The 25212-nt window shown below is 60.8% G+C and carries 25 protein-coding genes; 12 read left to right on the top strand and 13 right to left on the bottom strand.

All coding sequences use genetic code 11. From position 1 onward, the window contains the following. Positions 1–64: 64 nt before the first annotated feature. Both gyrA and HB676_RS28580 read right to left on the bottom strand, forming a co-directional pair. Entirely contained in the window at positions 65–2824 is a 2760-nt protein-coding gene (gyrA, locus tag HB676_RS28585) for a DNA gyrase subunit A (protein WP_213741838.1), read from the bottom strand. 244 nt (positions 2825–3068) lie between these two features. Further along, entirely contained in the window at positions 3069–3569 is a 501-nt protein-coding gene (locus tag HB676_RS28580; protein ID WP_213741837.1) for a single-stranded DNA-binding protein, read from the bottom strand. A gap of 665 nt (positions 3570–4234) precedes the next feature. Here HB676_RS28580 and HB676_RS28575 point away from each other — a divergent pair. From HB676_RS28575 to HB676_RS28560, 4 genes are all read left to right on the top strand, one after another. Next, complete coding sequence (locus HB676_RS28575) at positions 4235–4993, top strand: outer membrane beta-barrel protein (RefSeq protein ID WP_213741836.1); 759 nt, start codon at positions 4235–4237, stop codon at positions 4991–4993. Positions 4994–5270: 277 nt separating this feature from the next. After that, positions 5271–8249 carry an excinuclease ABC subunit UvrA gene (uvrA, locus tag HB676_RS28570; RefSeq protein WP_213741908.1) on the top strand — a complete coding sequence of 993 codons (2979 nt, stop codon included), beginning with the start codon at positions 5271–5273 and terminating at the stop codon, positions 8247–8249. A 42-nt stretch (positions 8250–8291) separates the two neighbouring features. Then, the gene (locus HB676_RS28565) at positions 8292–9593 is read left to right on the top strand and encodes a hypothetical protein (RefSeq protein WP_213741835.1); all 1302 of its coding nucleotides are present in this window, start codon (positions 8292–8294) and stop codon (positions 9591–9593) included. A gap of 112 nt (positions 9594–9705) precedes the next feature. Next, entirely contained in the window at positions 9706–10131 is a 426-nt protein-coding gene (locus tag HB676_RS28560) for a GFA family protein (RefSeq protein WP_213741834.1), read from the top strand. Positions 10132–10164: 33 nt separating this feature from the next. On the opposite strand, the gene HB676_RS28555 is transcribed toward HB676_RS28560, so the two are convergent. The 5 genes from HB676_RS28555 to HB676_RS34135 all read right to left on the bottom strand — a co-directional run bounded on the left by HB676_RS28555 (position 10165) and on the right by HB676_RS34135 (position 12965). Further along, positions 10165–10452, bottom strand: a complete 288-nt coding sequence (locus HB676_RS28555) for a HigA family addiction module antitoxin (RefSeq protein WP_213741833.1) — start codon at positions 10450–10452, stop codon at positions 10165–10167. A gap of 5 nt (positions 10453–10457) precedes the next feature. Beyond that, complete coding sequence (locus HB676_RS28550; protein WP_249780518.1) at positions 10458–10649, bottom strand: type II toxin-antitoxin system RelE/ParE family toxin; 192 nt, start codon at positions 10647–10649, stop codon at positions 10458–10460. 159 nt (positions 10650–10808) lie between these two features. After that, positions 10809–11576 carry an AAA family ATPase gene (locus HB676_RS28545; protein ID WP_213741831.1) on the bottom strand — a complete coding sequence of 256 codons (768 nt, stop codon included), beginning with the start codon at positions 11574–11576 and terminating at the stop codon, positions 10809–10811. Positions 11577–12425: 849 nt separating this feature from the next. Beyond that, positions 12426–12626, bottom strand: coding sequence for a hypothetical protein (locus tag HB676_RS28540; RefSeq protein WP_213741830.1), 201 nt, complete (start codon positions 12624–12626; stop codon positions 12426–12428). Positions 12627–12836: 210 nt separating this feature from the next. Further along, positions 12837–12965 (bottom strand): hypothetical protein, encoded by a 129-nt coding sequence (locus HB676_RS34135; RefSeq protein ID WP_275944976.1) that lies wholly within the window; start codon positions 12963–12965, stop codon positions 12837–12839. Positions 12966–13053: 88 nt separating this feature from the next. Between HB676_RS34135 and HB676_RS28535 the strand changes: the two genes are divergently transcribed. The 3 genes from HB676_RS28535 to HB676_RS28525 are packed head-to-tail and all read left to right on the top strand — an operon-like array spanning position 13054 to position 14160. Next, a complete protein-coding gene (locus HB676_RS28535) occupies positions 13054–13587 on the top strand; it encodes a DUF3828 domain-containing protein (protein WP_213741829.1) in 534 nt (177 codons plus the stop codon). A 2-nt stretch (positions 13588–13589) separates the two neighbouring features. After that, positions 13590–13880 (top strand): GNAT family N-acetyltransferase, encoded by a 291-nt coding sequence (locus tag HB676_RS28530; protein ID WP_213741828.1) that lies wholly within the window; start codon positions 13590–13592, stop codon positions 13878–13880. A 7-nt stretch (positions 13881–13887) separates the two neighbouring features. Continuing rightward, positions 13888–14160: a GNAT family N-acetyltransferase gene (locus HB676_RS28525; protein ID WP_213741827.1), complete on the top strand. Its 273-nt coding sequence runs from the start codon at positions 13888–13890 to the stop codon at positions 14158–14160. Between the two features lie 139 nt (positions 14161–14299). Here the strand turns inward: HB676_RS28525 and HB676_RS28520 are convergent, their stop codons facing one another. Together HB676_RS28520 and HB676_RS28515 are read right to left on the bottom strand one after the other, a co-directional pair. Further along, the gene (locus HB676_RS28520) at positions 14300–15103 is read right to left on the bottom strand and encodes a fumarylacetoacetate hydrolase family protein (protein WP_213741826.1); all 804 of its coding nucleotides are present in this window, start codon (positions 15101–15103) and stop codon (positions 14300–14302) included. Between the two features lie 148 nt (positions 15104–15251). After that, positions 15252–15659: a DUF3597 domain-containing protein gene (locus tag HB676_RS28515; protein WP_213741825.1), complete on the bottom strand. Its 408-nt coding sequence runs from the start codon at positions 15657–15659 to the stop codon at positions 15252–15254. A gap of 478 nt (positions 15660–16137) precedes the next feature. Here HB676_RS28515 and HB676_RS28510 point away from each other — a divergent pair, with 478 nt between their 5' ends. From HB676_RS28510 to HB676_RS28490, 5 genes are all read left to right on the top strand, one after another. Further along, complete coding sequence (locus HB676_RS28510) at positions 16138–17052, top strand: DUF2189 domain-containing protein (RefSeq protein WP_213741824.1); 915 nt, start codon at positions 16138–16140, stop codon at positions 17050–17052. A 243-nt stretch (positions 17053–17295) separates the two neighbouring features. Then, positions 17296–18093: a lytic murein transglycosylase gene (locus HB676_RS28505; RefSeq protein WP_249780520.1), complete on the top strand. Its 798-nt coding sequence runs from the start codon at positions 17296–17298 to the stop codon at positions 18091–18093. Positions 18094–18502: 409 nt separating this feature from the next. Beyond that, positions 18503–18655: a DUF1127 domain-containing protein gene (locus tag HB676_RS28500; RefSeq protein WP_213741822.1), complete on the top strand. Its 153-nt coding sequence runs from the start codon at positions 18503–18505 to the stop codon at positions 18653–18655. 112 nt (positions 18656–18767) lie between these two features. Continuing rightward, positions 18768–20201, top strand: coding sequence for a methylenetetrahydrofolate--tRNA-(uracil(54)-C(5))-methyltransferase (FADH(2)-oxidizing) TrmFO (gene trmFO / locus HB676_RS28495; protein WP_213741821.1), 1434 nt, complete (start codon positions 18768–18770; stop codon positions 20199–20201). Positions 20202–20208: 7 nt separating this feature from the next. After that, positions 20209–21312, top strand: a complete 1104-nt coding sequence (locus tag HB676_RS28490) for a serine/threonine protein kinase (RefSeq protein ID WP_213741820.1) — start codon at positions 20209–20211, stop codon at positions 21310–21312. Positions 21313–21324: 12 nt separating this feature from the next. Here the strand turns inward: HB676_RS28490 and HB676_RS28485 are convergent, their stop codons facing one another. Genes HB676_RS28485 through secD form a run of 4 tightly spaced genes read right to left on the bottom strand, consistent with a single transcriptional unit; the run spans position 21325 to position 25203 of the window. Further along, on the bottom strand, positions 21325–22191 hold the full coding sequence (locus tag HB676_RS28485; protein ID WP_213741819.1) for a phytoene/squalene synthase family protein: 867 nt from the start codon (positions 22189–22191) through the stop codon (positions 21325–21327). Then, positions 22188–22571, bottom strand: coding sequence for an Mth938-like domain-containing protein (locus tag HB676_RS28480; RefSeq protein ID WP_213741818.1), 384 nt, complete (start codon positions 22569–22571; stop codon positions 22188–22190). The genes HB676_RS28485 and HB676_RS28480 overlap by 4 nt, the downstream gene beginning before the upstream one ends. A gap of 13 nt (positions 22572–22584) precedes the next feature. Continuing rightward, positions 22585–23586 carry a protein translocase subunit SecF gene (gene secF, locus HB676_RS28475; protein ID WP_213741817.1) on the bottom strand — a complete coding sequence of 334 codons (1002 nt, stop codon included), beginning with the start codon at positions 23584–23586 and terminating at the stop codon, positions 22585–22587. Between the two features lie 15 nt (positions 23587–23601). Further along, complete coding sequence (secD, locus tag HB676_RS28470; RefSeq protein ID WP_213741816.1) at positions 23602–25203, bottom strand: protein translocase subunit SecD; 1602 nt, start codon at positions 25201–25203, stop codon at positions 23602–23604. Positions 25204–25212 lie beyond the last annotated feature (9 nt).

The following is a 25212-nucleotide window of genomic DNA, read 5'->3' as shown; positions in this document are numbered from 1 at the left end:
TACACTACGGGCATTTTTCAATGCCCGTAGATCGGAAAGAACAACGAAACTTCGTTCGCCGTTCCTACTCGCCGTTGCCCCCGTTGCCGTTTTCGGCTTCCTCGCCGATGTGCTCGACCGACACCACATGCTCGTCTTCGGCGGTATCGAACACGATCACGCCCTGGGTCGAGCGGCCGGCGATGCGGATGCCCTCGACCGGACAGCGGATCAACTGGCCCTTGTCGGTCACCAGCATGATCTGGTCGCTATCCTCGACCGGGAACGACGCCACCAGCTTGCCGTTGCGGTTGTTGACCGACATCGCAACGATGCCTTTGCCGCCGCGGCCGGTGGTCCGGTATTCGTAGGACGAGGTGCGCTTGCCGTAGCCGTTCACCGAGACCGTCAGCACCACCTGCTCCTGCGCCGACATCTCGACATAGCGGTCGGAGGAGAGCTGGATGCTGCCGGACGTCTCTTCGGTATCGGCTTCCGCGGCTTCTTCCGCCACGGCATCCCCGGCTGAAGCATCGCCCGCAACGACCTCGCCGGCGACGGCACGGCGCATTTTCAGATAGGCAGTCCGCTCGTCCGAGGTCGCCTCGACATGGCGCAGGATCGACAGCGAGATCAGCGTGTCGTTTTCGGCCAGCGCAATGCCGCGCACGCCCATCGAGGTGCGGCCCGTGAACACGCGCACGTCAGTGACCGGGAAGCGAATGCACTGGCCGCCGGCCGCGGTCAGCAGCACGTCGTCGCGCTCGGTGCATATCTGCACGTCGACGATCGCTTCATTCTCGTCGAGCTTCATCGCGATGATGCCGGAGCGCCGCACATCGACGAAATCGGACAATTTGTTGCGGCGGACCGTGCCGCCGGTTGTCGCGAACATCACGTCGAGATTGCCCCAGGAGGATTCATCCTCGGGCAACGGCATGATGGTGGTGATGCGCTCGCCCTGCTCCAGCGGCAGGATATTGATCATCGCCTTGCCGCGGCCATTGGGAGCCGCGACCGGCAGACGCCAGACCTTTTCCTTGTAGACCTGGCCGCGCGACGAGAAGAACAGCACCGGCGTGTGGGTCGAAGCCACGAACAGGCGGCTGACGAAATCCTCATCGCGGGTTTCCATGCCCGCTCGGCCCTTGCCGCCGCGCCGCTGCGCGCGGTAGGTCGACAGCGGCACGCGCTTGACGTAGCCGGCATGCGAAACGGTAACGACCATGTCCTCGCGCTGGATCAGGTCCTCGTCCTCGACCTCGTTTTCCTGCTCGACAATCACGGTCCTGCGCGGCGTTGCGAATTCCGCCTTCACCGCAGCGAGTTCTTCCTTGATGATGGTCTGGACCCGGGCGCGCGAGCGCAGGATCTCGAGATAATCGGCGATTTCAACCGCGAGCTTGTCGAGTTCGTCGCCGATCTCCTCGCGGCCGAGAGCGGTCAGCCTCGCCAGCCGCAGTTCGAGAATGGCCTTGGCCTGCTCGAACGACAGCCGCGCGGTGCCGTCTTCGGCGAGGCGATGGCGCGGATCGTCGATCAGCGTGATCATCGCCGCGACGTCCTTGGCCGGCCAGTCCCGCGACATCAAGATGTCGCGCGCGGTGTTGGGATCCGGCGAAGTCCGGATCACGCGGATGATCTCGTCGATATTGGCGACTGCAATCGCCAGACCGACCAGGATATGGGCGCGGTCGCGGGCCTTGTTGAGCAGGAACTTGGTGCGGCGCGTGATCACCTGCTCGCGGAACCCGACAAACAGCGTCAGGAAATCCTTCAGGTTCATCACCTGCGGCCGGCCCGAATCCAGCGCCAGCATGTTGGCCGGAAAATTGGTTTGCAGCGGCGTAAAGCGATAGAGCTGATTCAACACCACTTCGGCCATGGTGTCGCGCTTCACTTCGACAACGACGCGGTAGCCATCGCGATCGGATTCGTCCCGCAGCGCCGAAATGCCCTCGATCTTCTTCTCGCGATGCAATTCGGAAATGCGCTCGACCATCGAGGCCTTGTTCACCTGGTAGGGAATTTCCGAGATGATGATGGCTTCGCGGTCCTTGCCGAACGGCTCGATCCGCGCCTTGCCGCGCATCACGATCGAGCCGCGGCCCAGATGATAGGCCGAGCGAATGCCCTGGCGGCCGAGGATAATGCCACCGGTCGGAAAATCCGGTCCGGGAATAATGTTGATGAGTTCGTCGATCGTCAGCGCGGGATTGTCGATCAGCGCCACGCAGGCATCGATGACTTCACCGAGATTGTGCGGCGGGATATTGGTCGCCATGCCCACGGCGATGCCGCCCGCGCCGTTGACCAGCAGGTTCGGGAACTTGGCCGGCAGAACGATCGGCTCTTTTTCGGAATTGTCGTAGTTCGGCTGGAAATCGACGGTGTCCTTGTCGATATCGCCGAGCACCTCGAGCGCCGTCTTTGTCAGGCGCGCTTCGGTATATCGATAGGCTGCGGGCGGATCGCCATCGACCGAGCCGAAATTGCCCTGGCCGTCGATCAGCGGCACGCGCATGGAGAAGTCCTGCGCCATCCGGACCATCGCGTCGTAAATCGACTGGTCGCCGTGCGGATGATATTTACCGATCACGTCACCGACGACGCGGGCCGACTTGACGTATTTCTTGTCCGGCGTGTGCCCCTGCTCGTACATCGAGTAGAGAATGCGGCGGTGGACCGGCTTCAAACCGTCACGCGCATCCGGCAACGCCCGCGCCACAATCACGCTCATCGCGTAATTGAGGTAGGAGGTTTTCATCTCGTCGAGGATGGATACGGGACGAATATCGGACGGGCTCGGCGGCTCTCCGGGCTTCGTATCTTCAGGTTCAGACAAGGAGGAAATCCGGTCAATTTTGGGTAAGAATCATATAGCGCATCGGGGCCCTTGAAACCACCCTTTCCTGACCGGCGCGAGCGGTTTTTCCCTTCGTTTTTCCAGAGACTTACGTGGTGGGCGGAACCTGTTTTCGGGGCTGTAAAAGTGCCTCGCCGCAATACCCCTAAATCAGCCGCAAAAAGCGAGAGGCCCGCCAAACGGCAGGCCCCCTTGAACCAGCATCTTCTGGAACGGCCAATCCCTAGAACGGAATATCGTCGTCCATGTCGCTGTTGCTGCGACCGCCACCGGCGGCCACCGCGCGACGCGGCGGCGCGCTCGAGGTTCCGCTCGATCCGAAATCGCCGCCGCCCTGGTCGTCGCCCCCGAAACTGCCGCCACCGCCGCCGCTGCGGCCATCGAGCATGGTCAGGGTCGAGTTGAATCCCTGCAGCACCACTTCGGTCGAGTATTTCTCGACGCCGCTCTGGTCGGTCCATTTGCGGGTCTGCAACGCGCCCTCGATGTAAACCTTGGCGCCCTTCTTGAGATACTGCTCGACGATCTTGCAGAGCGGTTCGGAGAAGATCACCACCCGATGCCACTCGGTCTTTTCCTTGCGCTCGCCAGTCCCCTTGTCGCGCCAGGTTTCCGACGTCGCGATGCTCAGATTGGCAATCGGCCGCCCGTCCTGGGTCCGCCGGATCTCCGGATCCTTGCCGAGATTTCCGACCAGAATTACCTTGTTTACGCTTCCCGCCATCGCCGCTCTCCACTCTCGTCAAATTACTGGATCAGTTACAGGGCCGGCCCCGAAGCTCAGCCACGGCCTTAATGGGCCTGAGCCTCGTCGCCTCATCCCGGTTGGAATTCTTTGGGACCACCTGAGAGCGACCCTATACGCTGGCCGGTCCCGCGATCTCCCAAGAACCCCCGGAGGTCCCCGGTTATCCACATATAGCAAGCCGGACGCGAATGTTCCAGTTTTGTTCCGAAATAGATTTCGCCGGGAATTTCAACCCGGCGGCAGGTGCAGGCTGATGGAACCGCCGGCACGACCGCTGCGCACCGCGCACGTCAACTGTCGCGGGGGCGGTCCGGTCATCGCCAAATGCCGAGAGCTGAAATACGTGAAGTACCGAGAGTCAGGCGATCATCTGAAGCGAAAACAACCGGCTTCTCGGCTGTCTTTTTGATTTTGTTTCCGCCTGTTTCCATCACCTCCGTCAACGTCCCGACGCACGTTCATGTAGATGAATGCGCACGCCGATTGACATCCGCAATTGATCCGCAGGTGTAACATTTCGGCAATAGTATTGATGGTTGAATCGGTTATATCGCGCCGATGGATTTGGCCGCAGCAGCGGTCGTGTCTCTGAAATGCTTCTGGATTAAACGAAGCGATAAAAGGCTGGAGAGAATAACAAGATGAAAAAGTTTTTGCTGGGTACCGTTGGCCTCATTGCACTGGCGGCTCCTGCCCTCGCCGCCGATCTTCCGGCGCGGACCTACACCAAGGCGCCGGTGATGGTCTCGCCGCTCTACAACTGGAGCGGCTTCTACCTCGGTATCAACGGCGGCGGCGGCTCCAGCCGTAACTGCTGGGACATCAACAATGCCGGCGGCGTTGCCGTTGCTCCCGCGGTGCGCGAAGGTTGCTCCAACGCGACCGGCGGCCTCGTCGGTGGCCAGATCGGCTATCGCTGGCAGACCACCAACGTGGTGTTCGGTCTGGAAGCGCAGGGCGACTGGGCCAGCTTCTCGGGATCGACCCAGAGCTCGCCGGCGGCCCTGACCGCAGTGATCACCAACAACACCAAGACGGATTCGTTCGGCCTGTTCACCGGCCAGGTCGGCTATGCCTGGAACAACGTTCTTGGCTACGTCAAGGGCGGTGCGGCCGTCACCCATGACAAGTACAATGGCTCCATCACCGGAACGGGTCTCACGCTCGACACCGCCAGCGAAACCCGCTGGGGCGGCACGATCGGAACCGGCATCGAAATCGGCTTCGCGCCGAACTGGTCCGTTGCCGTCGAATACGACCATCTGTTCATGGGCAGCCGCAACAACAACTTCACCCTCGCCGGCATCCCGACGCGCACTGACAACATCAGCCAGGATGTCGATATCGGCACCGTTCGCCTGAACTACCGTTTCGGCGGCCCGATCGTCGCGAAGTACTGATATCAGCGACTTCTGCGTCTTCACTTAAACGACGAAAGGCCGGCCTCGCGCTGGCCTTTTTGCTGCCGCGCGCGGGGAACTGCTGCCGTCTGCCGCCATTTAGCGCCTTTTCCCGCCCCCGCCTCCAACAAACCGTTGATGGTTTGCGCGGGGTACTGGAAATTGCGCCCCGTTCTTCCTACGTTCCGAGCTTACCCATTGGCGTCCGATCCCCGGTTCCCGGCGAAGCGCGTCGCCTGAATTTGTGCGCCTCATGCGCGCCGGGAATGCCGACATGGTGGATGAAGTGATCAAGGCGAAGCGTCAGGCCAACGCGAGCAGCATGCGCGCGATTACGATACGTGGCGCACGCGAGCACAATCTCAAAAACGTCGATGTCGAGATCCCCCGCGACAAGCTCGTGGTGTTTACGGGCCTGTCCGGCTCCGGCAAATCCTCGCTGGCGTTCGACACCATCTATGCCGAGGGACAGCGCCGCTACGTTGAATCGCTCTCCGCCTATGCGCGCCAGTTCCTGGAGATGATGCAGAAGCCGGATGTCGACCAGATCGACGGCCTGTCGCCGGCGATTTCGATCGAGCAGAAAACCACCTCGAAGAACCCGCGCTCGACGGTCGGCACCGTCACCGAGATTTACGACTACATGCGGCTGTTGTGGGCGCGGGTTGGCGTGCCCTACTCGCCCGCCACGGGGCTGCCGATCGAAAGCCAGATCGTCTCGCAGATGGTCGACCGCGTGCTGGCGCTGCCGGAAGGCACCCGGCTTTATTTGCTGGCGCCGGTCGTGCGCGGCCGCAAGGGCGAATACAAGAAAGAGCTTGCAGAATATCTCAAAAAGGGATTCCAGCGGGTCAAGATCGACGGCGCCTTCCATGAATTGGCCGAAGCGCCGACGCTCGACAAGAAATTCCCGCACGACATTGATGTCGTGGTGGACCGTATCGTGGTGCGGCCGGATATCGGCCAGCGCCTGGCGGAAAGTTTTGAGACCGCGCTGAAGCTGGCTGATGGCCTGGCGGTGATCGAATATGCCGACGCGCCGGCGGCCGCTTCCGACGAGAAGAAGTCGGACAAGAAGACCGCAAAGATCCACGACAAGAGCGGCCCGGAACGGATTTTGTTCTCGGAGAAATTCGCCTGCCCGGTTTCCGGCTTCACGATTCCGGAAATCGAGCCCCGACTGTTTTCCTTCAACAATCCCTATGGCGCCTGCCCGGCCTGCGGCGGCCTCGGCGTCGAGCAGCACATCGACGAAGATCTGGTCATTCCCGACAAGGACCTGACCTTGCGCAAGGGCGCGATTGCGCCATGGGCGAAATCGTCCTCGCCCTATTACATCCAGACACTGACCGCGCTCGGCAAATTCTACAAGTTCACGCTCGACACCAAATGGAAGGATCTGCCGAAGAAAACGCAGAACGCGCTGCTGCATGGCTCCGGCGAGGAGGAGATCAAATTCTCCTACGAAGATGGCGTGCGCTCCTACGACACCAAGAAGCCGTTCGAAGGCGTCATCACCAATCTCGACCGTCGCTTTCGCGAGACCGAGAGCGAATGGGCGCGCGAGGAACTCGGCAAGTATTTCTCCGACATTCCCTGCGAAGCCTGCCACGGCTACCGGCTCAAGCCGGAGGCGCTGTGCGTCAAGATCGGCGGCAAACATATCGGCGAAATCTCCGAGCTTTCAGTTCGCCGCGCCGGCGAATGGTTCGAAACCGTGCCGAAGGCGCTCACCACCCAGCAGAATGAAATCGCCGGCCGCGTGCTCAAGGAAATCCGCGAGCGGCTGTCGTTCCTGCTCGATGTCGGCTTGAACTATCTGACGCTGGCGCGCGCCTCCGGCACGCTGTCGGGCGGCGAGAGCCAACGCATCCGGCTGGCGTCGCAGATCGGCTCAGGATTGACCGGCGTGCTTTATGTGCTGGACGAACCCTCGATCGGCCTGCACCAGCGCGACAATGCGCGGCTGTTGGAAACCCTGAAACGGTTGCGCGATCTCGGCAATACCGTGATCGTGGTCGAGCATGACGAGGACGCCATTCGCTTGGCCGATTACGTACTCGATATCGGCCCCGGCGCCGGCACCCATGGCGGCCATATCGTGGCCGAGGGTACGCCCGCCCAGATCATGAACAATCCGAAGTCGCTGACCGGCAAATATCTCACCGGCGAGCTGACGGTCGATATCCCCGAGCGCAAGCCGCCGAACCATCGCCGCACCATCAAGGTGATCAACGCCCGTGGCAACAATCTGAAAAACGTCTCGGCGGAAATCCCGCTGGGGCTGTTCACCTGCGTCACCGGCGTGTCCGGCGGCGGCAAGTCGACGCTGCTGATCGACACGCTCTACAAGGCGATCGCGCGCAAGCTCAACAATGCCAGCGAAGGCGCGGCGCCGCATGACCGCATCGAGGGCCTTGAGCATATCGACAAGATCATCGACATCGACCAGTCGCCGATCGGCCGCACGCCGCGCTCCAATCCCGCGACCTATACCGGCGCGTTCACGCCGATCCGCGAATGGTTCGCCGGCCTGCCCGAAGCCAAGGCGCGCGGCTACGAGCCCGGGCGGTTTTCGTTCAACGTCAAGGGCGGCCGCTGCGAAGCCTGCGAGGGCGACGGCGTCATCAAGATCGAGATGCACTTTCTGCCCGACGTCTACGTCACCTGCGATACCTGCAAGGGCAAGCGCTACAACCGCGAAACGCTTGAGGTATTATTCAAAGGCAAGTCGATCGCCGACGTGCTCGACATGACCGTCGAGGAAGCCGCCGAATTCTTCAAGGCGGTGCCGCGCGTGCGCGAAACTTTTAAAACCCTGCATCGCGTCGGTCTCGATTACATTCATGTCGGCCAGCAGGCCACGACGCTATCCGGCGGCGAAGCCCAGCGCGTCAAGCTGGCAAAAGAACTGTCCAAACGCGCGACCGGCCGCACGCTCTATATCCTGGACGAGCCCACGACCGGCCTGCACTTCCACGACGTCAAGAAACTCTTGGAAGTGCTGCACGAACTGGTATCGCAGGGAAATACGGTGGTGGTGATCGAGCATAATCTCGAAGTGATCAAGACCGCCGACTGGGTCATCGACCTCGGCCCCGAAGGCGGCGACGGCGGCGGCGAAATCGTCGCCTGGGGCCCGCCGGAGGATATCGTCAAGGCGCCGCGCAGTTACACCGGCAAGTTTCTGGGACCGGTGCTGGCGAAGGCCGAGGGCGGGAAGCGCAAGCGCGGGACGAGTGAGGCGGCGGAGTAGAGCCCGATCGTGCCAATTTTTGCTCGCCGGAGACTTCAAGATATGCTTGATGGCCTTGGGCCACTTTTAGATCAGGCTCAAGCCAAAGATTTGTTGAACCGGCTCGAACATCGTGACGTCGTCGCTGCGTTAGCCGCGGAAGTCGAGCTAGGTTTGCTTTGGGCGGTTAGTTCAGTCACAAAAACCCAATTACATCCAAAATTGCCGACCACCAAGCGCCGACCAGAAGCATATTGCCCTGAATTATTTCCAAGTGCGCCGGCATATATCGAAGTGACTGCGGTATCGGATGACACATTTTCCGATCGCGATAAGATGGAGCGAGCTGCCAACATCATTTCACAGTTTGTAAATCGCGTGCGAAAGGGTTCGGCAAAGCAACTATATTTCCGATTCAACGAAAGGAGTGGTTATGAAAATGGGAAATATCTGCGATCTCGTTGCATCACGTCAAATTTTCAATTGACACCCATATTAGAAAATTCATTGCGGGACTGGCTTACGAAATCAGATTGGCCAAATCCGCAACAGATTCGTTTATCAAATGAAGACATCGATGTTGTGCTAGAGTGGAAAAGCTATGTTCATCCTGAAGGAAGAACATTTTCAACGATGCCGCCGATCGCCTACGACATCATCGATAACCCAGTTTATAAGCGGTTAGAAGAAAAGCAGTCACAGCTATCTGGGGCGCCCCCAGGTTCCTACCGATGTATATTTTTGGGCGACGCAGGTTGCAATATTCTTAGAGATTTGAGGCGAAGCGATCCAACCAGACGCGTATTCAACGGCGAGCAAATCATCCGGCATTTTCTTAATAGGTCGTCGATTGATTTGGTCGCTGTGTTCTCGCCACAGAGGGCCAATTCATCAACGCGATCTCCTCGTATCTGGCGCGTGACCTATTTTGATAAGCGCCCCACCCCGCCTGTCGATGATCATACCGGCCTCGCTGCCGTGGCAGCAGCGCTGCCTGCTCCTAATTATGAGGGGTATCAGGCAAGATCGTTGCATCGCCAAGGATCGTTCGCCCCTCAAGCGCGGGGGCAATATTTAGGGACAGAAATCAGTTCAAGAGGAAACCTTATGTCGACTTCTGTTAAACTATCGGCGCGTTTAGTTTTGGAATATCTGGCAGGCAGGGTCACGTCGGAAGAGTTTCGTCACTTTGGCGGTACGCCACAGGTTCTGGAATCGACCTTGAAGGCTGGAAAAACCATCAAAAGCGCTCGCATCGAAAAGGCTGGCCTTGACGAGGACGACGACCATATTGTTTTCGAATTGGACCACGACTACGCCGCCTCGTCATTAAGAATACCCACTACCATCGGCAAGACCGACTAAGCATGTAGGCGGAATAACAAGCGGGTATTCCGCCTCTCATGTCGTTCAAACAAACGGCGCAATACGGCTTCGCTATTGCGCCCTCCAACTCTCAACAGGAGACCCACGCAACATGGTGAGCGACACCAAAATTCTGCCAGGCCAATGTCATTGCGGCGCGGTGCGTTTCGAAGCGACGCTCAGCGACGGTTTCAATTCGATCCTGCGCTGTACGTGCTCTTACTGCCGGATGCGCGGCGCCGTCGTTGTCATGGCGAAGATGGGCGGGATCAAGTTCCTGCAGGGTGAGGATGCGCTGACAAGCTACCGCTTCCATACCGGCGCGGCGCAGCACTTCTTCTGTTCCCGCTGCGGAATATACACCCATCATCAGCGGCGCTCGAACCAGAACCTGTTTGCCGTCAACGTAGCGTGCCTGGACGGGGTAAGCCCGTTCGATTTCCATGAGGTGCCTGTCACGGACGGCGTCAATCATACCAGCGACACCGGCAAGCCAACGCGTCGAGCAGGCACGCTGCGGTTCATTCCGGCGGACTGATTATCGCTGTCAGTTCACGAACTCGGTATCGATTCACGCTGCATCCGCCGGCCGGACTCGCCTGGCGATCTCGGCACCCTTCTCCCGCTCGACCATGCCGATGTCATATTGACCCTGCAGGTCCAGCCAGAACTGTGCGCTATTGCCGAAATAGCGGCCCAGCCTTACGGCAGTATCGGCCGTGATTGCGCGGCGCCCATTTAGAATATCGGTGATGCGGCCGGAGGGAACGCCGATATCCAGCGACAGGCGGTTCGCACTAAGCTTGCGCGCGACCAGTTCGCGCTTCAACAAACGGCCGGGATGTACAACAGGCGCCATGGCGTTCAACCTCGGTGATAATCCACAATCTCGACTTCGTGCGCGTCGCCTTTGCGGAATTCGAAACAAATGCGCCAACGGTCGTTGACCGTCATGGCCCATTGTCCCCGACGATCGCCCTTGAGCTTATGCAGGCCCAAACTTTTTAAAGGGCTTAGATCGCCGAGCGATTTTGCAACATTCAATGCCAGCAGCAAGTCGACAGCCGCGTCGAAATCCAGTCCGCGGAACTGGTTCGGCCGCTCGCCGTCCCAGACCTTGCGGGCTGCCGAATTCCGCCACGACCTGATCATGGCGCAAACATACTACGCTAAACGGTGAATGACAACGAAAATGGTGCATCTGCGATCTCTGGCCTACTCCGCCATCACCGCTTCGACAAACCCCGCCGGATCGTCACAAAACTCGCGCATAACCTTGTAGTGGTCGGTCTGCTCGACGGTCACGGGATCCAGCCCGTATTTTGTCAATCGCAGCAGCCGTGCTCCCGGATAGGCCATCAGCATCGGCGAATGCGTGGCCATCACGATTTGGCAGATCGTGGACTCCTCCATCCGCCGCATTAGTTTTAAAAATTCCATCTGGCGCGCCGGCGACAACGCCGATTCCGGTTCGTCGAAGATGAAGATGCCTTGCCGCTGGCAACGCTCCTCGAAGAAGCGCAAAAAGCCTTCGCCATGCGAATGCGAGAGGAAGTCTGGCGGCATGAAGCCCGCGTCACGGGCGGCTTCGTCGAGATATCTCGCGACCGAAAAGAAACTTTCGGCGCGGAAGAACCAGCCATTGGTGATCTTGGGTAGCCAGCTTGCCCGAAGCGCGCTGGACAATTGCCCGCCCATCGCCTCCACGGCATTCGAATGATCGACCGACCGATAACCCCTGCCGCCACCGGCCTCATCATATCCGGCGAGCACCGCGATACCCTCCAGCAAGGTAGATTTGCCTGTGCCGTTTTCGCCGACGATGATGGTGATGGGCTGATCAAGAGTCAGTTCGAAATCGTCTCGCAGAAACGGCAGGCAAAACGGATAGGCCTTGCGATCTTCGATGCGCGACGGATCGAGCCACACCCGCCGCAGATACGGCGCGGGCATATTGATGGTGCGATTTCGCTTTGAACTCATGCGCCCGTCCCTTACCTGAACCTATCACCACATGATCGCGTCGATGGGACATAACAGGAACAATCTCGCCTGAGAAGCGGCGTCTTTGTTACCCGACGGGCAAACCAAATGCACCTCCCGCAAAATCAAAGTCCAGCTCCTTCCGGAAAAATATTCTGATTTTCCGAAGACCCAAATCATTTGTATAACGCCCCCGTCCCGTTCCACAGGAGGGGCGGCTCGCGATCGTCACGGACGCGGAACGGGATGCGATGGACGCGGATGCGCCTTTGACGAATGGCGCAAAAGCGGACGGCGAAGTCGTGTGGTCCTGACGCCTCGACGCTGGCGTCAAGTTGGTAGAGTGATCTACTGGCGACGGTGGCAAAAGAGCCCGATCACCGGGGAGAGTACGAAATAAGTCGTAAAACCATTGCGTGGGGAATGCTGGGTGTTTCCGGTGTGACCTGACTAACGCGTGTGCCTTTTTACTTACGACCTTCGCACACGCGGCTGCGGGCGCACCAGGCCGCCCGGCATTCCCCGCGCCCTCTTTAGGGGCGGAAGAATTTGCAGAACTCGGGCAGAACAAGCCGCGGGAACGCGAAGGTGTGTCTCGTCGTCCCAGCGCACGCAGGGACCCATAACCACAGGATGTTGTGTTGCGCGAAAGCCGTCGAACAGCGTCTCTTAAAATTACCGCCGCAGCGTATGGGTCCCTGCGTGCGCAGGGACGACGAGAGAGAGATTGCCGTCATTGCGAGCGAAGCGAAGCAATCCATGGCACGGCGCAAAGAAAGAATGGATTGCTTCGTCGCTTCGCTCCTCGCAATGACGACCATAGCGAGCGGCAGAGCAATGACGCCCCTCTCACCTGCGTCCCATCCACATCCCCGCGCCCAGCAGCACCAGACCTGCGACACCGGCGACAATGCCGTGCTTGGTGTGAACATGCGTCACGCCGGCCTCGTGGCCGGGAAAGAACGCCGGCAATTGATCGGCGGGAATCAGGAAATACACGGCGGCCACGATGAGAAGGACAACGCCGAGGAGATTGAGAATGAGCTTCATGGGGGAATTCTCCGGAGATCAACAATTGGCGACCGATGGAATGGCTGCGCGAACCTTCAATCAGATTCAGGAGAGCTTGTTAATGGGTGTGCCAAACCATCAACGTCATTCCGGGGCGATGCGCAGCATCGAACCCGGAATCTCGAGATTCCGGGTTCACGCTTCGCGTGCCCCGGAATGACGTTGAAATTACGCAACACGCGAGACGCCTCACCGCAATCCCGTCCCGCCGCAGCGCTGGCATTTGACGACCTTGTCGCCCTTCTTGAGCAGGCCCTTGCCTTCGCAATTCTTGCACTTCTGCTTCTTCTTGACGTTGGGGCCTTTTTCATTGGCCATGATATTCTCTCCGCGATGATGCCAGCATACTTCCCACGAAGGCCGCATTCTCGACTATAAGCAAGGCCTATTCGCTCTGAGGACCGCCATGATCACCCGACGCCATTTCGCTCTCGCCTGCCTGCTGGCCGGCCCCCTTGTTCCCCGCGCCCGTGCCGCGCAGCCCGCACCGGCGCAAAACGATCCGGTGGCGATCCTCACCGCGATCTACACGCGCGTCGCCAAGGGCAAAGGCAACAGCGGCGGCGGGTTCGTGATCGAAGACAAGGCCGCGAAAGCAAAGTATCTGTCGAAATCGCTGATCGATCTGTGGGCGCGCGCCGACGCCAACACCAAGAAAGGCGACGCCGGACCGATTGATTTCGATCCCGTCACCAATTCGGACGAGCCTGACGTCAAATCATTCAAGGTGGCAGCGGAAAAGCTCGAAGCCGACACGGCGCTGGTCGCCGTCACCCTCACCGGCCGTATGGCCCGGGCCAAACCTTCCGACGAGATTATCCGCTACAAGTTCGTGCGCAACGACGGCAAATGGAAAATCGACGACATCAGCAGCACCGTCGACGGCGACGCATGGTCGCTCCGCGATATTCTCTCCGAGACCTTGAAGGACGTCGCGTGATCATGTCAGACGCCGATAAAACAAGCGACGTGGTCAACAACATATCGAAACATCGCTATGAACTCGCCGTCGAAGGCCACATCGCCGCCAGCTATTACACGCTCGCCGATGGCGTCATCACCTTCGTTCATACCGTGGTGCCGCCGGAGCTCGGTGGCAAGGGTATCGGCTCGAAACTGATCAGAGGCGCGCTCGACCAGGTGCGATCGGACGGATTGAAGGTGATCCCGGAATGCCCGTTCGTGAAGGCCTTCATCGAGAAGCACGCCGCTTATCAGGATTTGCTGAAATGAAATCGAGATGAACAAAGTTCGCGACAACAAGGCGCTCAGCCGCTTCGAACTCGACGTCGAGGGCGCAGTGGCGTTTGCGAATTATCGCCTGACGCCATCGAGCGTGATCATCACCCACACCGAGACCCCGCGCGCGCTGCGCGGCCGCGGCATCGCCTCCGAACTCGTGCAAGGCGCACTGCAACTGATCCGCGCCGACGGATTAAAAGTGATCGCCGGCTGCGGCTTCGTGGTGGATTATTTAGGGAAGCATCCGGAGTTCGCGGATCTGGTGGGGTGATGTACCTGGCACCATCGTTCCGGGGCGACGCAACGCGTCGAACCCGGAACCCAGAGATAATTTGGAAAAGAAATCGCAGCCAAGCCTCGCGAGATTCCGGGTTCGCGCTTATGCGCGACCCGGAATGACGAAGTTGTCTTTACACAATCCGGATCGACATATCCGGCAAACCGTCCAGCTTGCACAACAGCACATCGCCCTTCACGACCGGGCCGACATTCTCGGGCGTGCCGGAGTAGATGATGTCGCCAGCCTTCAGCTCAAAAGCTTCGGACAATTTGGCGATCTGCTCGGCGACGCTCCAGATCATCTTGTCGAGATCGGAGGTCTGGCGCACCGTGCCGTTGACCGCCAGCGAGATCGCGCCCTTGGCGAAATGGCCGGTCTTCGACACCGGGTGAATCGGACCAATCACCGCGCCATGGTCGAAGCTCTTGCCGATTTCCCACGGCTTCTTTTCAGCCGACATGCCGTTCTGCAGATCGCGACGGGTCATGTCGAGGCCGAGCGCATAGCCATAGACGTGCTGCAGCGCCTGGTCCGGCGCGATGTTGGTGCCGCCGGATTTCAGCGCTGCGACCAGTTCGACCTCATGGTGATAGTTCTTGGTCAGCGAGGGATAGGGATGATCCGCCACTTCGCCGACCTTGACGTTCTGGATCGCATCGGTCGGCTTCTGGAAGAAGAACGGCGGCTCGCGGGTCGGATCGGAGCCGCGCTCGATCGCATGCGCGGCGTAGTTGCGGCCGATGCAATAGATGCGGCGCACCGGAAATACCTCGGTCTCGCCCGCAATCGGGATCGTGATCGCCGGCACCGTGAAGATCGGCTTTCCGCCAGCCTGGGCCTGCGCCGGAGCGGCCTGGGTCGCGGCACCCGCCAGCGCCAGCGCGCCTGAGGCCAGGATGGTCCTGCGATCAACGGACTTATCGACGGTTTTCATGGGTAGCTCCCGTGTCTTGGTCTTGTTCGAGCGCCTGTCTAGCCCCGCAATTCGCGCCGGGCAAGACGGGGTATTTGAGAACGAAAAAGGCCCGCGCGAAGGCGGGCCTTTTGGATTGGAGCCTTTTGGGCTTATGCGCTGTTATCGCTCACCACTTGACGTCGGCCGGCAGCTTGCCGCCATTGGCGGCCAGCTTGGACATCACCTGCTTGTGCAGCCAGATGTTCATGCTGGCGGAGTCATTGGTGTCGCCGGTGTAGCCGAGCTCATGGGCCAGTTCCTTGCGCGCGGAAAGACTGGAGTCGATATCGAGCGCCTTCATCAGGTCGACAATCGAGGTCCGCCATTCCAGCTTCTCGCCCTTGGCCTTGACGGCCTTGTCGAGGATCGGCGCAACGTCAACCGATTGGGCCGGTGCAGCCGGAGCCGACGACGAGCCGCCGGAGGGTGCCGCCGCCGGGCTGGATGTCGGGCTCGCCGCGGTGCCGCCGCTTGCGGGTGCCGCAGTCGCCGAATGGCCGAAAATCGCGCCCATGATTTTTCCGAAAATGCTCATCATATGCTCCCAATGAACCCAGTGATCCCTGAAGGGTTAAACAACGCTCCCGGCTACCGGCAGCACGAAGCCGGATCGTCGCGAAGCCTAGCCGCCTCGGTTGCACTTGCCAATGCACGAGGCCCGCTATGGAGCTAGCTTAACTGAGGCGGAATGACGGCATAGTGACACAGGCGTGGTGCAAATACGTTCGTCATCGCGGTGCATTTCGTCGCACGCATTGCGATGATTGCATCTGATTTGCGCGATACCGTGTGCGGTGCGGCACGTTCCGGCGTCATTCAATCACGCGTGAGCGGTCGCATCGCCCATTAGACGACTTCGGCAATTGAGAGTACGCTGGTGGTTCAGTTCGCGACACGGCCAGTTTTGGTTTCCTGTCTTCGCGTCTGGTCTGATCGTGATCATTTCTGCAGACGGCTGCGCGCGCCCTCAACCGGCGCGACATGGAGCTGCTGCATCAAGGGAGACAACGACCATGGCCACACCATACTCAGGCAATGCCGCGCCACTGGCCCCGTCCGCGCCAGATCAAGCGGCGATACCGGTGATCCGGAAGATCCGGCTATCCGACCTGCATGACGCGCTGCGGCTCGGATGGGAAGATTTCAAGGCGGTGCCGAGCCACGCCGCCATTCTGTGCGTGATCTATCCGATACTCGGGTTGGTGCTGGCGCGAACGGTGCTGGGTTACTCGGTGCTGCCGCTGCTGTTCCCGCTGGCCGCGGGCTTTGCCCTGCTCGGCCCGTTTGCCGCGCTCGGTCTTTATGAACTCAGCCGCCGCCGCGAGCTGGGGCAACAGGCTTCGGCCTGGGATGCCCTCGATGTGCTGCGTTCGCCCTCGTTCGGCGCGATGCTCGGGCTCGGCACGCTGTTGCTGGCGCTGTTCGTAACCTGGGTCGCCACGGCGCAAGCCATTTACGTCGCGGCCTTCGGCTACGAGGCCGCCGCCGGTATTCCCGACTTCGCCCGGCGGGTGCTGACGACATCGCAGGGATGGTGGCTGATCATCGCGGGCTGCAGCGTGGGCTTCCTGTTCGCGGTCGTGGCGCTGTGCGTCAGCGTGGTGTCGTTCCCCTTGATGCTCGACCGTCAAGCCGGCGCCGGCGATGCGATGGTGACATCGCTGCGGGCAGTCGCGCAAAATCCGCTGCCGATGGCGGTCTGGGGATTGATCGTGGCGGCGCTGCTGGTGGCGGGATCGCTGCCCGCCTTCCTCGGCCTCACCATCGTCATCCCCCTGCTCGGCCATGCCACCTGGCATCTCTATCGCAAGGTCATCGCACCGGATCCCAATCCACGGCCGCTCCCTCCGCGCCCGCAACGCGAGCGGCGCTCGGCGGCGGATTTTCCGTCCGCCCTGTTTCCGTGGCGGCGCAAGAACGACACTTGAAGAGTGACACTTGAAGAGCGACGCTTAAAACGCCGTGCACAGGGTGAGCCTGCCGCTGGATCGCCGGTCGATTGTCGACCGGCGATTTGCGATGTCATGTATTCGCGGTATCCTTCGAAAAATGCCCCTTGCGACGAGGCCTTGTTTTGGCCGCGGTTCCACCTGACATCTTGTGTGCCGGTATCCCCCTCCATCAAAAAGCGAATCGATTCAGTGAGAAACTCCCTGGTCTTCCGTAGCCTTTTGAGCGCCGTCGTCATCGGCGCTGTCGTGACGACGTCGCAGCCGCCGGCACTGGCGGCACCCTGCGGTACCGGCAGCTTCCAGACCTGGCTCGACGATTTCAAAGCCGAAGCCGCAGCCAAGGGAATTTCCCAGGCCGCCATTGCATCCGGCCTGAACGGCGTGACGCTGGATCAAAGCGTGCTCGCGCGGGATCACTCGCAAAAGGTCTTCACCCAGACCTTTGAGGAATTTTCCGGCCGCATGGTGCCTCCCCGCATGACGCGCGGCGCCAACATGCTTAAGCAATATGGTTCGGTGCTGTCACGGGTCGAGCAGACCTATGGCGTGCCCGGCGAAGTCGTGGTCGCGATCTGGGGACTGGAAACGGACTTCGGGGTCAATATCGGAAAATTCCCGACCCTGCGGTCGCTGGCGACGCTGGCCTATGATTGCCGCCGCTCCGACATGTTCAAGGCCGAATTGATGGATGCGCTCCGCATCATCGAGCGCGGCGACATTGCGCCGGCGGATCTGCGCGGCGCCTGGGCCGGCGAAATCGGCCAGACCCAGTTCATGCCGTCGTCCTACATCAAGTACGCGGTGGATTTCGACAATAACGGCCGTCGCGACCTCCTGCGCAGCCCGGCTGACGTACTCGCCTCAACCGCGAATTTCCTCAAGAGCTATGGCTGGCAAGCCGGCAAGGGCTGGGAGCCCGGGAGCGCGAATTTCAAAGTGCTGCAGGAGTGGAACAAGAGCGAAGTGTACGCCAAGACGATTGGATATTTCGCCACCCAGCTCGCGAAGGCTCCCTGATATTGCCCTCTTAAAGAGTGATTTTTAGTTCACTTTAATGCAATGCGAATCACGCATGATCGGTAGCTCCAACCAAGCCTCAACGCGGGCGTTTAACGTCCCTATTTAGCGATATCGGCTTTGTCTCAGACATTGCCGCCGCCGTCCCTATTGGGGTACCGGGTTACCTCAACATCAAAAAACCCACCTTAACAGGGCTATTTTCTCAAATTTTCCGCGATATTGCGCGGCTGGCGCAATCCTTCAGCAGCCAAGCGGAACGGTTAATCGTTTCTTACGAATGCCATGCATTTAATGATTAGCTGCACCGCAACATAATAACTTCTGCATCGCAACATCTCGCTCTATATTCATTTCAACGATGAGGCCCGCTTTCAAAGGCTGAATCGTCGATACAAGGAGATTACCCATGTTGCTCTCGCTCATCCGCATGATCCAGGCTTTCCGGGACTATCAGCGCAATGTCAGCGAACTGTCCCAGCTTAGCGATCGCGAACTGGCCGATATCGGCCTTGATCGCTCGGACATTCCGCGCGTTGCAGCCGGCAGCCATAACGGCTGAACCGGTTTCAGCCCATCGTTGAGACGGATAACGCCCGCCGAGTTGCGGGCGTTGTCGTATCTGCGCTGCACGCGCATTCCACTTCGCCTGGAAACGCGCTACTTCAGTGCCCATGACAGCTACCCAATCCCCTTCTGAACCCGTGCACATCATCGGCGCGGGCCTCGCCGGCTCGGAAGCCGCTTGGCAGGTCGCCAATGCCGGCGTTCGCGTCGTGCTGCACGAGATGCGCCCTCACCTGATGACCGAGGCCCATCGCACCGATGGCCTGGCCGAACTGGTGTGTTCGAACTCTTTCCGCTCGGACGACGCCGTCAACAACGCGGTCGGCCTGCTGCACGCCGAAATGCGCCGGCTGGGCTCGCTGATCATGCGCGCGGCCGACGCCAATCAGGTGCCCGCCGGCGGCGCATTGGCGGTTGATCGCGACGGATTTTCCGCCGCCGTCACCAAGGCGCTTCAAGACCATCCCCTGATCGAGATTCGGCGCGCCGAAATCGATGGCCTGCCGCCGGCGGACTGGCGCAACGTCATCGTCGCAACCGGCCCCCTGACCTCCGCGCCGCTCGCGGAGGCGATCCGCGAATTGACCGACGAGAACGCGCTGGCGTTCTTCGACGCGATCGCGCCGATCGTGCATCGGGAGTCCATCGACATGTCGGCGGCGTGGTTTCAGTCGCGCTACGACAAGGTGGGGCCCGGCGGTACCGGCGCCGATTACATCAATTGCCCGATGACGAAAGAACAGTACGACGCCTTTGTCGATGCGCTCGTTGCCGGCGAAAAGACCGACTTCAAGGAGTGGGAAACCAACACGCCCTATTTCGACGGCTGCCTGCCGATCGAGGTGATGGCCGAGCGCGGCCGCGAAACGCTGCGTCATGGTCCGATGAAGCCGGTCGGATTGACCAACCCGCATAATCCGACGGTAAAGGCTTACGCCATCGTCCAGCTACGCCAGGACAACAAGCTCGGCACGCTCTACAACATCGTAGGTTTCCAGACCAAGCTGAAGCACGGCGCGCAGCAACGCGTGTTCCGCGGCATTCCCGGACTAGAGAATGCCGAATTCGCCCGGCTTGGCGGCCTGCATCGCAACACGTTTTTGAATTCGCCCAAGCTGCTGGATGCGCAACTGCGTCTGCGCGCGCAACCGCGGCTGCGTTTCGCCGGACAGATGACCGGCTGCGAAGGTTATGTGGAATCAGCCAGCATCGGGCTGATCGCGGGTCTCTATGCTGCGGCCGATGCCCGCTCCCAATTGCTGGCGCCGCCGCCATCGACGACGGCGCTGGGATCGCTGCTCGGCCACATCACCGGTGGCCATATCGAAACCATCGACGCCGGGCCGCGCTCGTTCCAGCCGATGAACATCAATTTTGGCCTGTTTCCGCCGCTCGCCGCAGCTCCCACCAAAAACGCCGATGGCACGCGGCTGCGCGGCAATGAAAAGACCGTGGCGAAGAAGCAGGCGATGAGCGCCCGCGCGCTGTCGGATCTCGATCGCTGGATCGCCGATAATTTGCACGTCGCGGCCGCCGCGTGAGCCTTCGATGAGTCTGCCCAAAGAAGATGCCGCCGCTCTGTCGGCGCGATGGACCGAAGGCGTGCTGTTGAAGCGCGATGTATTCTCCACGGTCGAGCGCGGTCGCTTTCGCGGCGATGCCGGCGAAGTCGACGCGGTGTTGCGCCGGCTCGATCAGGTCCCTTGGTGGTCGTATATTCCGGCACGCCATTTGTTTGGACGCGAACGCCGTGCACTGGGGCTGGCGCGCGATCTGCGCGTCGGACCTGAATTGCTATGGGCCGGCCGGCAGGCGCTGGTGCGAGGCTTCATCGATGGCGTAGCGCTGCATCTGGCGAAACCCGTTGGCGACGTCGCCTATTTCCGCTCCGCCAAGCAGGCCCTGCACAAGCTGCATCGCGCCGGCATCTGCCACAACGATCTTGCCAAGGAGCAGAACTGGCTGCGCGGTACTGACGGCCGCGCCTATGTCACTGATTTCCAGCTCGCGGCCTGCTTTCGCACCCGCAGCCGGCTGTTCCGGATCGCCGCTTACGAAGACCTGCGTCATCTTTTGAAGCACAAGCGCAGCTACGCGCCGGACGCGCTAACACCCAAAGAGCGCAAAATCCTGGCGCGCAAATCGCTGGTCGCCAGCATATGGCTGATGACCGGCAAGAAAGTCTACCGCGCCATCACCCGCGGTCTGTTCAATTTCACCGATCGCGAAGGCGGCGGCAGGCGCCTGGTGAATGATGCACCGGTGCTGCTCGATTTGATCAAGAAAAATCCCGGAGTGCGCGATGCGACCATTGTCGCCTTCGCCGATCGGCGTAGCGGCGTCGGACTCTATGCCTTCGTCGAGGCCGACCAGACCTCGCTTGAAACCCAGCTACGCAACGAGCTCACTGCAGCCAAGGGGCCAAAACCGCCCGAGCATATCCAAGTCGTGCAGGCCCTGCCCCGCGATGCAAATGGCGGACCTCGCACGGAGATCCTGCAACTCGTCGCAACCAACCAGCTCGATCTGGTCGAGCCGATGATGAAAAGTCCCGCGGATCGCGCGTTCCTGAAAGACATCCTGGGATCGCGCAAGAATCTGCGCGACCGGTTTAATTTCGAGACGGCAGATTTGACGCCACCGCCGTCATAAGGCGGTCTATCTCTACGCTCGAAACAGCCGCGACCGCGACGCTCGCCACAACGTCCACAGTGTCCGAAACCTCGACGTCGCTTGCGGCATGAACGGATCATTATCTGCCCGCGACATGCATTGCAGGTCGTGCTCGACCATCGCCAGTGGCAGGAATACCGGCCGCACCTGCGGTGGCACATCGGCCAGCAGCGCATAGGCCGTCTTCAGATGTCCCCGCGCCTCGCCGAGCAGTTGATCCAGCGCGGCGCGCAGTTTTGGGGTTTGCTTGCCCGCGAAGATGTCTTCGATCCCGCAGCCATGGTTCTCCAGCACTTCCTGCGGCACGAACAATTGGCGCCGCGAGGCGTCCTTCGGCAACGCCGCGATCACCTGCGCGATGCCCTGGGCCAAGCCGGCGTGACGCGCCAGATGATCGGCCGCCTCGGAGGGATGTCCGGCGATCCCCGCCGCCAGCGAAAACAGGGCCGATGAAGTATCGTTGATGTAGCCTTCCAGCGCCGCCATGGTCGGCATCGGATCGTTGTAGAGATCAAACTGATGCTCATCGATCAGGCGCGACAGCCGCTCGACCGGCAGGCGCCAGTTCCGGATCGCCAGCATCAGTTCGGCCGCGACCGGATTGCCCTCGACGCCGCCATGATCCGTGCCGCTCAGCATGTCAGTCCACCATTGCAGACGCATCTCGCCCGGCAGCGGCTGGCTCACCTGTTCGTGCACACGAGAGATTTCGACATTGAAGGCATATAGCGCCAGTAGAGCGCGGCGCTGCTCCGCCGGCACGAATAGCGTGGAGACGTAGCGGCTAAAATCGTGGGTGCGGACCAGCTCGGCGCAGAAGCCGGCGGCCTCTTTGCCCGCTGTGTCCGCGCCGCTCATGGCACCGCAATCAGCGCGGCTGCGACGCGTCGCCGCTCACCCATCATGATGTTATAGGTGCGGATCGCGGGCCCGGTCTGCATCGAGTCCAGCACGACACCGACCCTGCGCAACGCATTTCGAAGCGCCGGCGGCGCCAGCCAGACATCGGTGCCGGTGCCGACAATCAGCGTATCGATGACGTTGGCCGCGGCGAACACCCGGGCCAGCGAGACCTCATCGATTTCCTCGGGTCTGGTAACAGGCCAAGCCCAGATCGCATCCGGCAGGCACAATAGCGAGCCACGATGCGACATATCGGCGAAGGCAAAGCCGCCCTTGCCGTAGGCCTCGATCGGCGCCGATCTCGGAAGATGCGGAGCGTCCGAGGGACCTGACATCGTCACACCACCATCATTTCTTGGCAGGCTTGTCCGGCGCATCGCGATGGGTGCCGACGCCGAGATAAATCAGGATCGGCGCCGCGATGAAGATCGAGGTGTAGGTGCCGACCAGCACCACGCCGAACATCATCACCGCGGTGAAGCTGTGGATGGCATTGCCGCCGAACAACAACAGCGCCAGCAGCGCCAGCGTCACCGTGACGTGGGTGATGATCGAGCGCGACAGCGTCGAATTGATGGACTCGTTGAGCAGCTCCGGCATCGGCATTTTCTTGTAACGCCGCAGCATTTCGCGGATCCGGTCATAGATCACGACGGTATCGTTGAGCGAATAGCCGAGAATCGTCAGCAGCGCCGCGATACTGGTGAGATCGAAGTCGACCTGCGAGATCGACATGAAGCCGATCGTCAGCACGATATCGTGGACGTTGGCGATCATGGCGCCGAGCGCAAACTGCCATTCGAACCGGAACCAGAGATAGATCAGGATCGCAAGGATCGCGAGCATCAGCCCGATCATGCCGTAGGCCAGCAATTCTCCGGAAACGCGCGGACCCACCACCTCGACGCGGCGATAATCGACGGCATCGCCAAGCGCGCCACGGACCTTCTGCACGGCCTGTTGTTGTGCAGCGTCGCCGCCGGGCTGTTCGGCGACGCGGATCAGCACTTCATCGGGACCGCCGAATTGCTGCAACTGGATGTCGCCGAGGCCGAGGCTGCTCAGGCTGGCACGCATCGCGGCGATATCGACATTGCCGGATTTGGACTTGATTTCCAGCAGCGTGCCGCCCTTGAAATCGATGCCGAAATTCAGCCCATGGGTAAAGAACAGCGTGATCGCGATGATCGAGAGCAGCGCCGAGATCGGAAAGCTGATGCGGCGAAACCGGGTGAAATCGAATTTGGTGTCGTCGGGCACGATCCGCAGCGACGGCAGCAAGCCAAGGCACGCGACCACGGTCAATACCGCGATCACCGCCAGCAATCCGAGCAAAATGAAGTGTGTCACAGCGTGCTCCGCATCTTAAATCGGCACGCGTTGCGGCCGCTTCCACCGCACCCAGCCCGCTACAATCAGCCGGGTCAGGGTAAAGGCGGTGAAAACCGTGGTGACAATGCCGATGCCGAGCGTCACGGCGAAGCCGCGCACCGGACCGGTGCCGACGTAGAACAATACGGCGGCGGCGATGAAGGTGGTGATGTTGGAATCGAGGATCGTCGACAGCGCCCGCTTGAAGCCGGCGTCGATCGCGGAAATGGCGGTACGCCCGCCCCGGATTTCCTCGCGGATGCGCTCATAGATCAGCACGTTGGAATCCACCGCGATGCCCACGGTCAGCACGATGCCGGCAATGCCGGGCAGCGTCAGTGTCGCGTTGAGCAACGACAGCAGGCCGAAGATCATCGCGACGTTGATGGCGACCGCGATGTTGGCGAAAACGCCGAACAAGCGGTACGTGAGCAGCATGAACACGATCACGAGGATCGAGCCGACATAGGCGGCGCGTTCGCCGCTCTCGATCGAGTCCTGGCCGAGGCCGGGGCCGACGGTGCGTTCCTCGATAATGGTCAACGGCGCCGGCAACGCGCCGGCGCGCAGCAGGATGGCGAGGTCGTTGGCCTGCTGCACGGTGAAATTGCCGGAAATCTGGCCCTGGCCGCCGGTGATCGGCTCCTGGATCACAGGCGCCGAGATCACCTTGTTGTCGAGCACGATCGCGAAAGGCTGCTTGACGTTTTCGATGGTGGCTTGCGCGAATTTACGCGAGCCGGAGGTGTTGAACTTGAACGAGACGATCGGTTGACCGCTGCGCTGGTCGAACCCGGGCTGCGCGTCCGTCAGATCGCCGCCGGAAACCAGCACCTGCTTTTTGATGACGTAGGGCGTGTTCGGCGATTCCGCGCTCTGCAGCAGCTCGGAATCCGGTGGAACCCTGCCCTGGATGGCTTGGTCCGGCGGAACCGTCGTATCGACCATCCGGAAATCCATCTTGGCGGTCTGCCCGAGCAGCGCTTTCAGCCGGGTCGGATCCTGCAAGCCTGGCACCTGCACCAGGATGCGATCGACACCCTGACGCTGGATCAGCGGCTCGACGGTGCCGAGCTGGTTGACGCGTTTCTCGATGATGGTGATCGACTGTTCGACGGCCTGCCGGGTCCGGTCGGTGATCGCCGCCGGCGGAACGGTCATGCGGATCAGCCCGCCGCCGGCGTCGGCGACCTCGAGGCTGCGCTGCCCGTTGGAACCGAGCAGCCCGCCGAGCGGCTGCGACAATTCACGCAGCTTCGAGAGCGCGGTCGCAGCATCGGTATCCTTGGTGATACGGACCTCGACGGCGTCGGGCCTGGCGGCCAGTCCGGTATAAACGATCTTGTTATCGCGCAGCACGCGGCGAACGTCGTCGCGCAACTGGTCGAGCTTATCCTTCTTGACCGCGTTGGCATCGACCTCGAGCAGCAGATAAGAGCCGCCCTGCAGATCGAGGCCGAGCACCAGGCGACGCTGCGCAAAGGCCGGCCAGGTCTTCACCGTGGCCTCAGGGAAGAAATTCGGCACGGCGCAGAGGCAGACCACAAGCGCGGTCAGGATAATCGCCAGCGCCTTCCACCGCGTGAAATACAGCATCGAGTTGAC

The sequence above is a fragment of the Bradyrhizobium sp. dw_411 genome (assembly GCF_018449695.1).
Lineage (GTDB): Bacteria > Pseudomonadota > Alphaproteobacteria > Rhizobiales > Xanthobacteraceae > Bradyrhizobium.
The sequence above is the reverse complement of the archived record's forward strand: the minus strand, read 5'-3'. Positions and strand labels throughout refer to the sequence as shown.

What these genes read in the sequence shown, in the direction of transcription:
- HB676_RS28580 (WP_213741837.1), bottom strand. Translation starts at nt 3,569, where the DNA reads ATGGCGGGAAGCGTAAACAAGGTAATTCTGGTCGGAAATCTCGGCAAG.
- HB676_RS28575 (WP_213741836.1), top strand. Translation starts at nt 4,235, where the DNA reads ATGAAAAAGTTTTTGCTGGGTACCGTTGGCCTCATTGCACTGGCGGCT.
- HB676_RS28565 (WP_213741835.1), top strand. Translation starts at nt 8,292, where the DNA reads ATGCTTGATGGCCTTGGGCCACTTTTAGATCAGGCTCAAGCCAAAGAT.
- HB676_RS28560 (WP_213741834.1), top strand. Translation starts at nt 9,706, where the DNA reads ATGGTGAGCGACACCAAAATTCTGCCAGGCCAATGTCATTGCGGCGCG.
- HB676_RS28555 (WP_213741833.1), bottom strand. Translation starts at nt 10,452, where the DNA reads ATGGCGCCTGTTGTACATCCCGGCCGTTTGTTGAAGCGCGAACTGGTC.
- HB676_RS28545 (WP_213741831.1), bottom strand. Translation starts at nt 11,576, where the DNA reads ATGAGTTCAAAGCGAAATCGCACCATCAATATGCCCGCGCCGTATCTG.
- HB676_RS28540 (WP_213741830.1), bottom strand. Translation starts at nt 12,626, where the DNA reads ATGAAGCTCATTCTCAATCTCCTCGGCGTTGTCCTTCTCATCGTGGCC.
- HB676_RS34135 (WP_275944976.1), bottom strand. Translation starts at nt 12,965, where the DNA reads ATGGCCAATGAAAAAGGCCCCAACGTCAAGAAGAAGCAGAAGTGCAAG.
- HB676_RS28535 (WP_213741829.1), top strand. Translation starts at nt 13,054, where the DNA reads ATGATCACCCGACGCCATTTCGCTCTCGCCTGCCTGCTGGCCGGCCCC.
- HB676_RS28530 (WP_213741828.1), top strand. Translation starts at nt 13,590, where the DNA reads ATGTCAGACGCCGATAAAACAAGCGACGTGGTCAACAACATATCGAAA.
- HB676_RS28525 (WP_213741827.1), top strand. Translation starts at nt 13,888, where the DNA reads ATGAACAAAGTTCGCGACAACAAGGCGCTCAGCCGCTTCGAACTCGAC.
- HB676_RS28520 (WP_213741826.1), bottom strand. Translation starts at nt 15,103, where the DNA reads ATGAAAACCGTCGATAAGTCCGTTGATCGCAGGACCATCCTGGCCTCA.
- HB676_RS28515 (WP_213741825.1), bottom strand. Translation starts at nt 15,659, where the DNA reads ATGAGCATTTTCGGAAAAATCATGGGCGCGATTTTCGGCCATTCGGCG.
- HB676_RS28510 (WP_213741824.1), top strand. Translation starts at nt 16,138, where the DNA reads ATGGCCACACCATACTCAGGCAATGCCGCGCCACTGGCCCCGTCCGCG.
- HB676_RS28500 (WP_213741822.1), top strand. Translation starts at nt 18,503, where the DNA reads ATGTTGCTCTCGCTCATCCGCATGATCCAGGCTTTCCGGGACTATCAG.
- trmFO (WP_213741821.1), top strand. Translation starts at nt 18,768, where the DNA reads ATGACAGCTACCCAATCCCCTTCTGAACCCGTGCACATCATCGGCGCG.
- HB676_RS28490 (WP_213741820.1), top strand. Translation starts at nt 20,209, where the DNA reads ATGAGTCTGCCCAAAGAAGATGCCGCCGCTCTGTCGGCGCGATGGACC.
- HB676_RS28485 (WP_213741819.1), bottom strand. Translation starts at nt 22,191, where the DNA reads ATGAGCGGCGCGGACACAGCGGGCAAAGAGGCCGCCGGCTTCTGCGCC.
- HB676_RS28480 (WP_213741818.1), bottom strand. Translation starts at nt 22,571, where the DNA reads ATGTCAGGTCCCTCGGACGCTCCGCATCTTCCGAGATCGGCGCCGATC.
- secD (WP_213741816.1), bottom strand. Translation starts at nt 25,203, where the DNA reads ATGCTGTATTTCACGCGGTGGAAGGCGCTGGCGATTATCCTGACCGCG.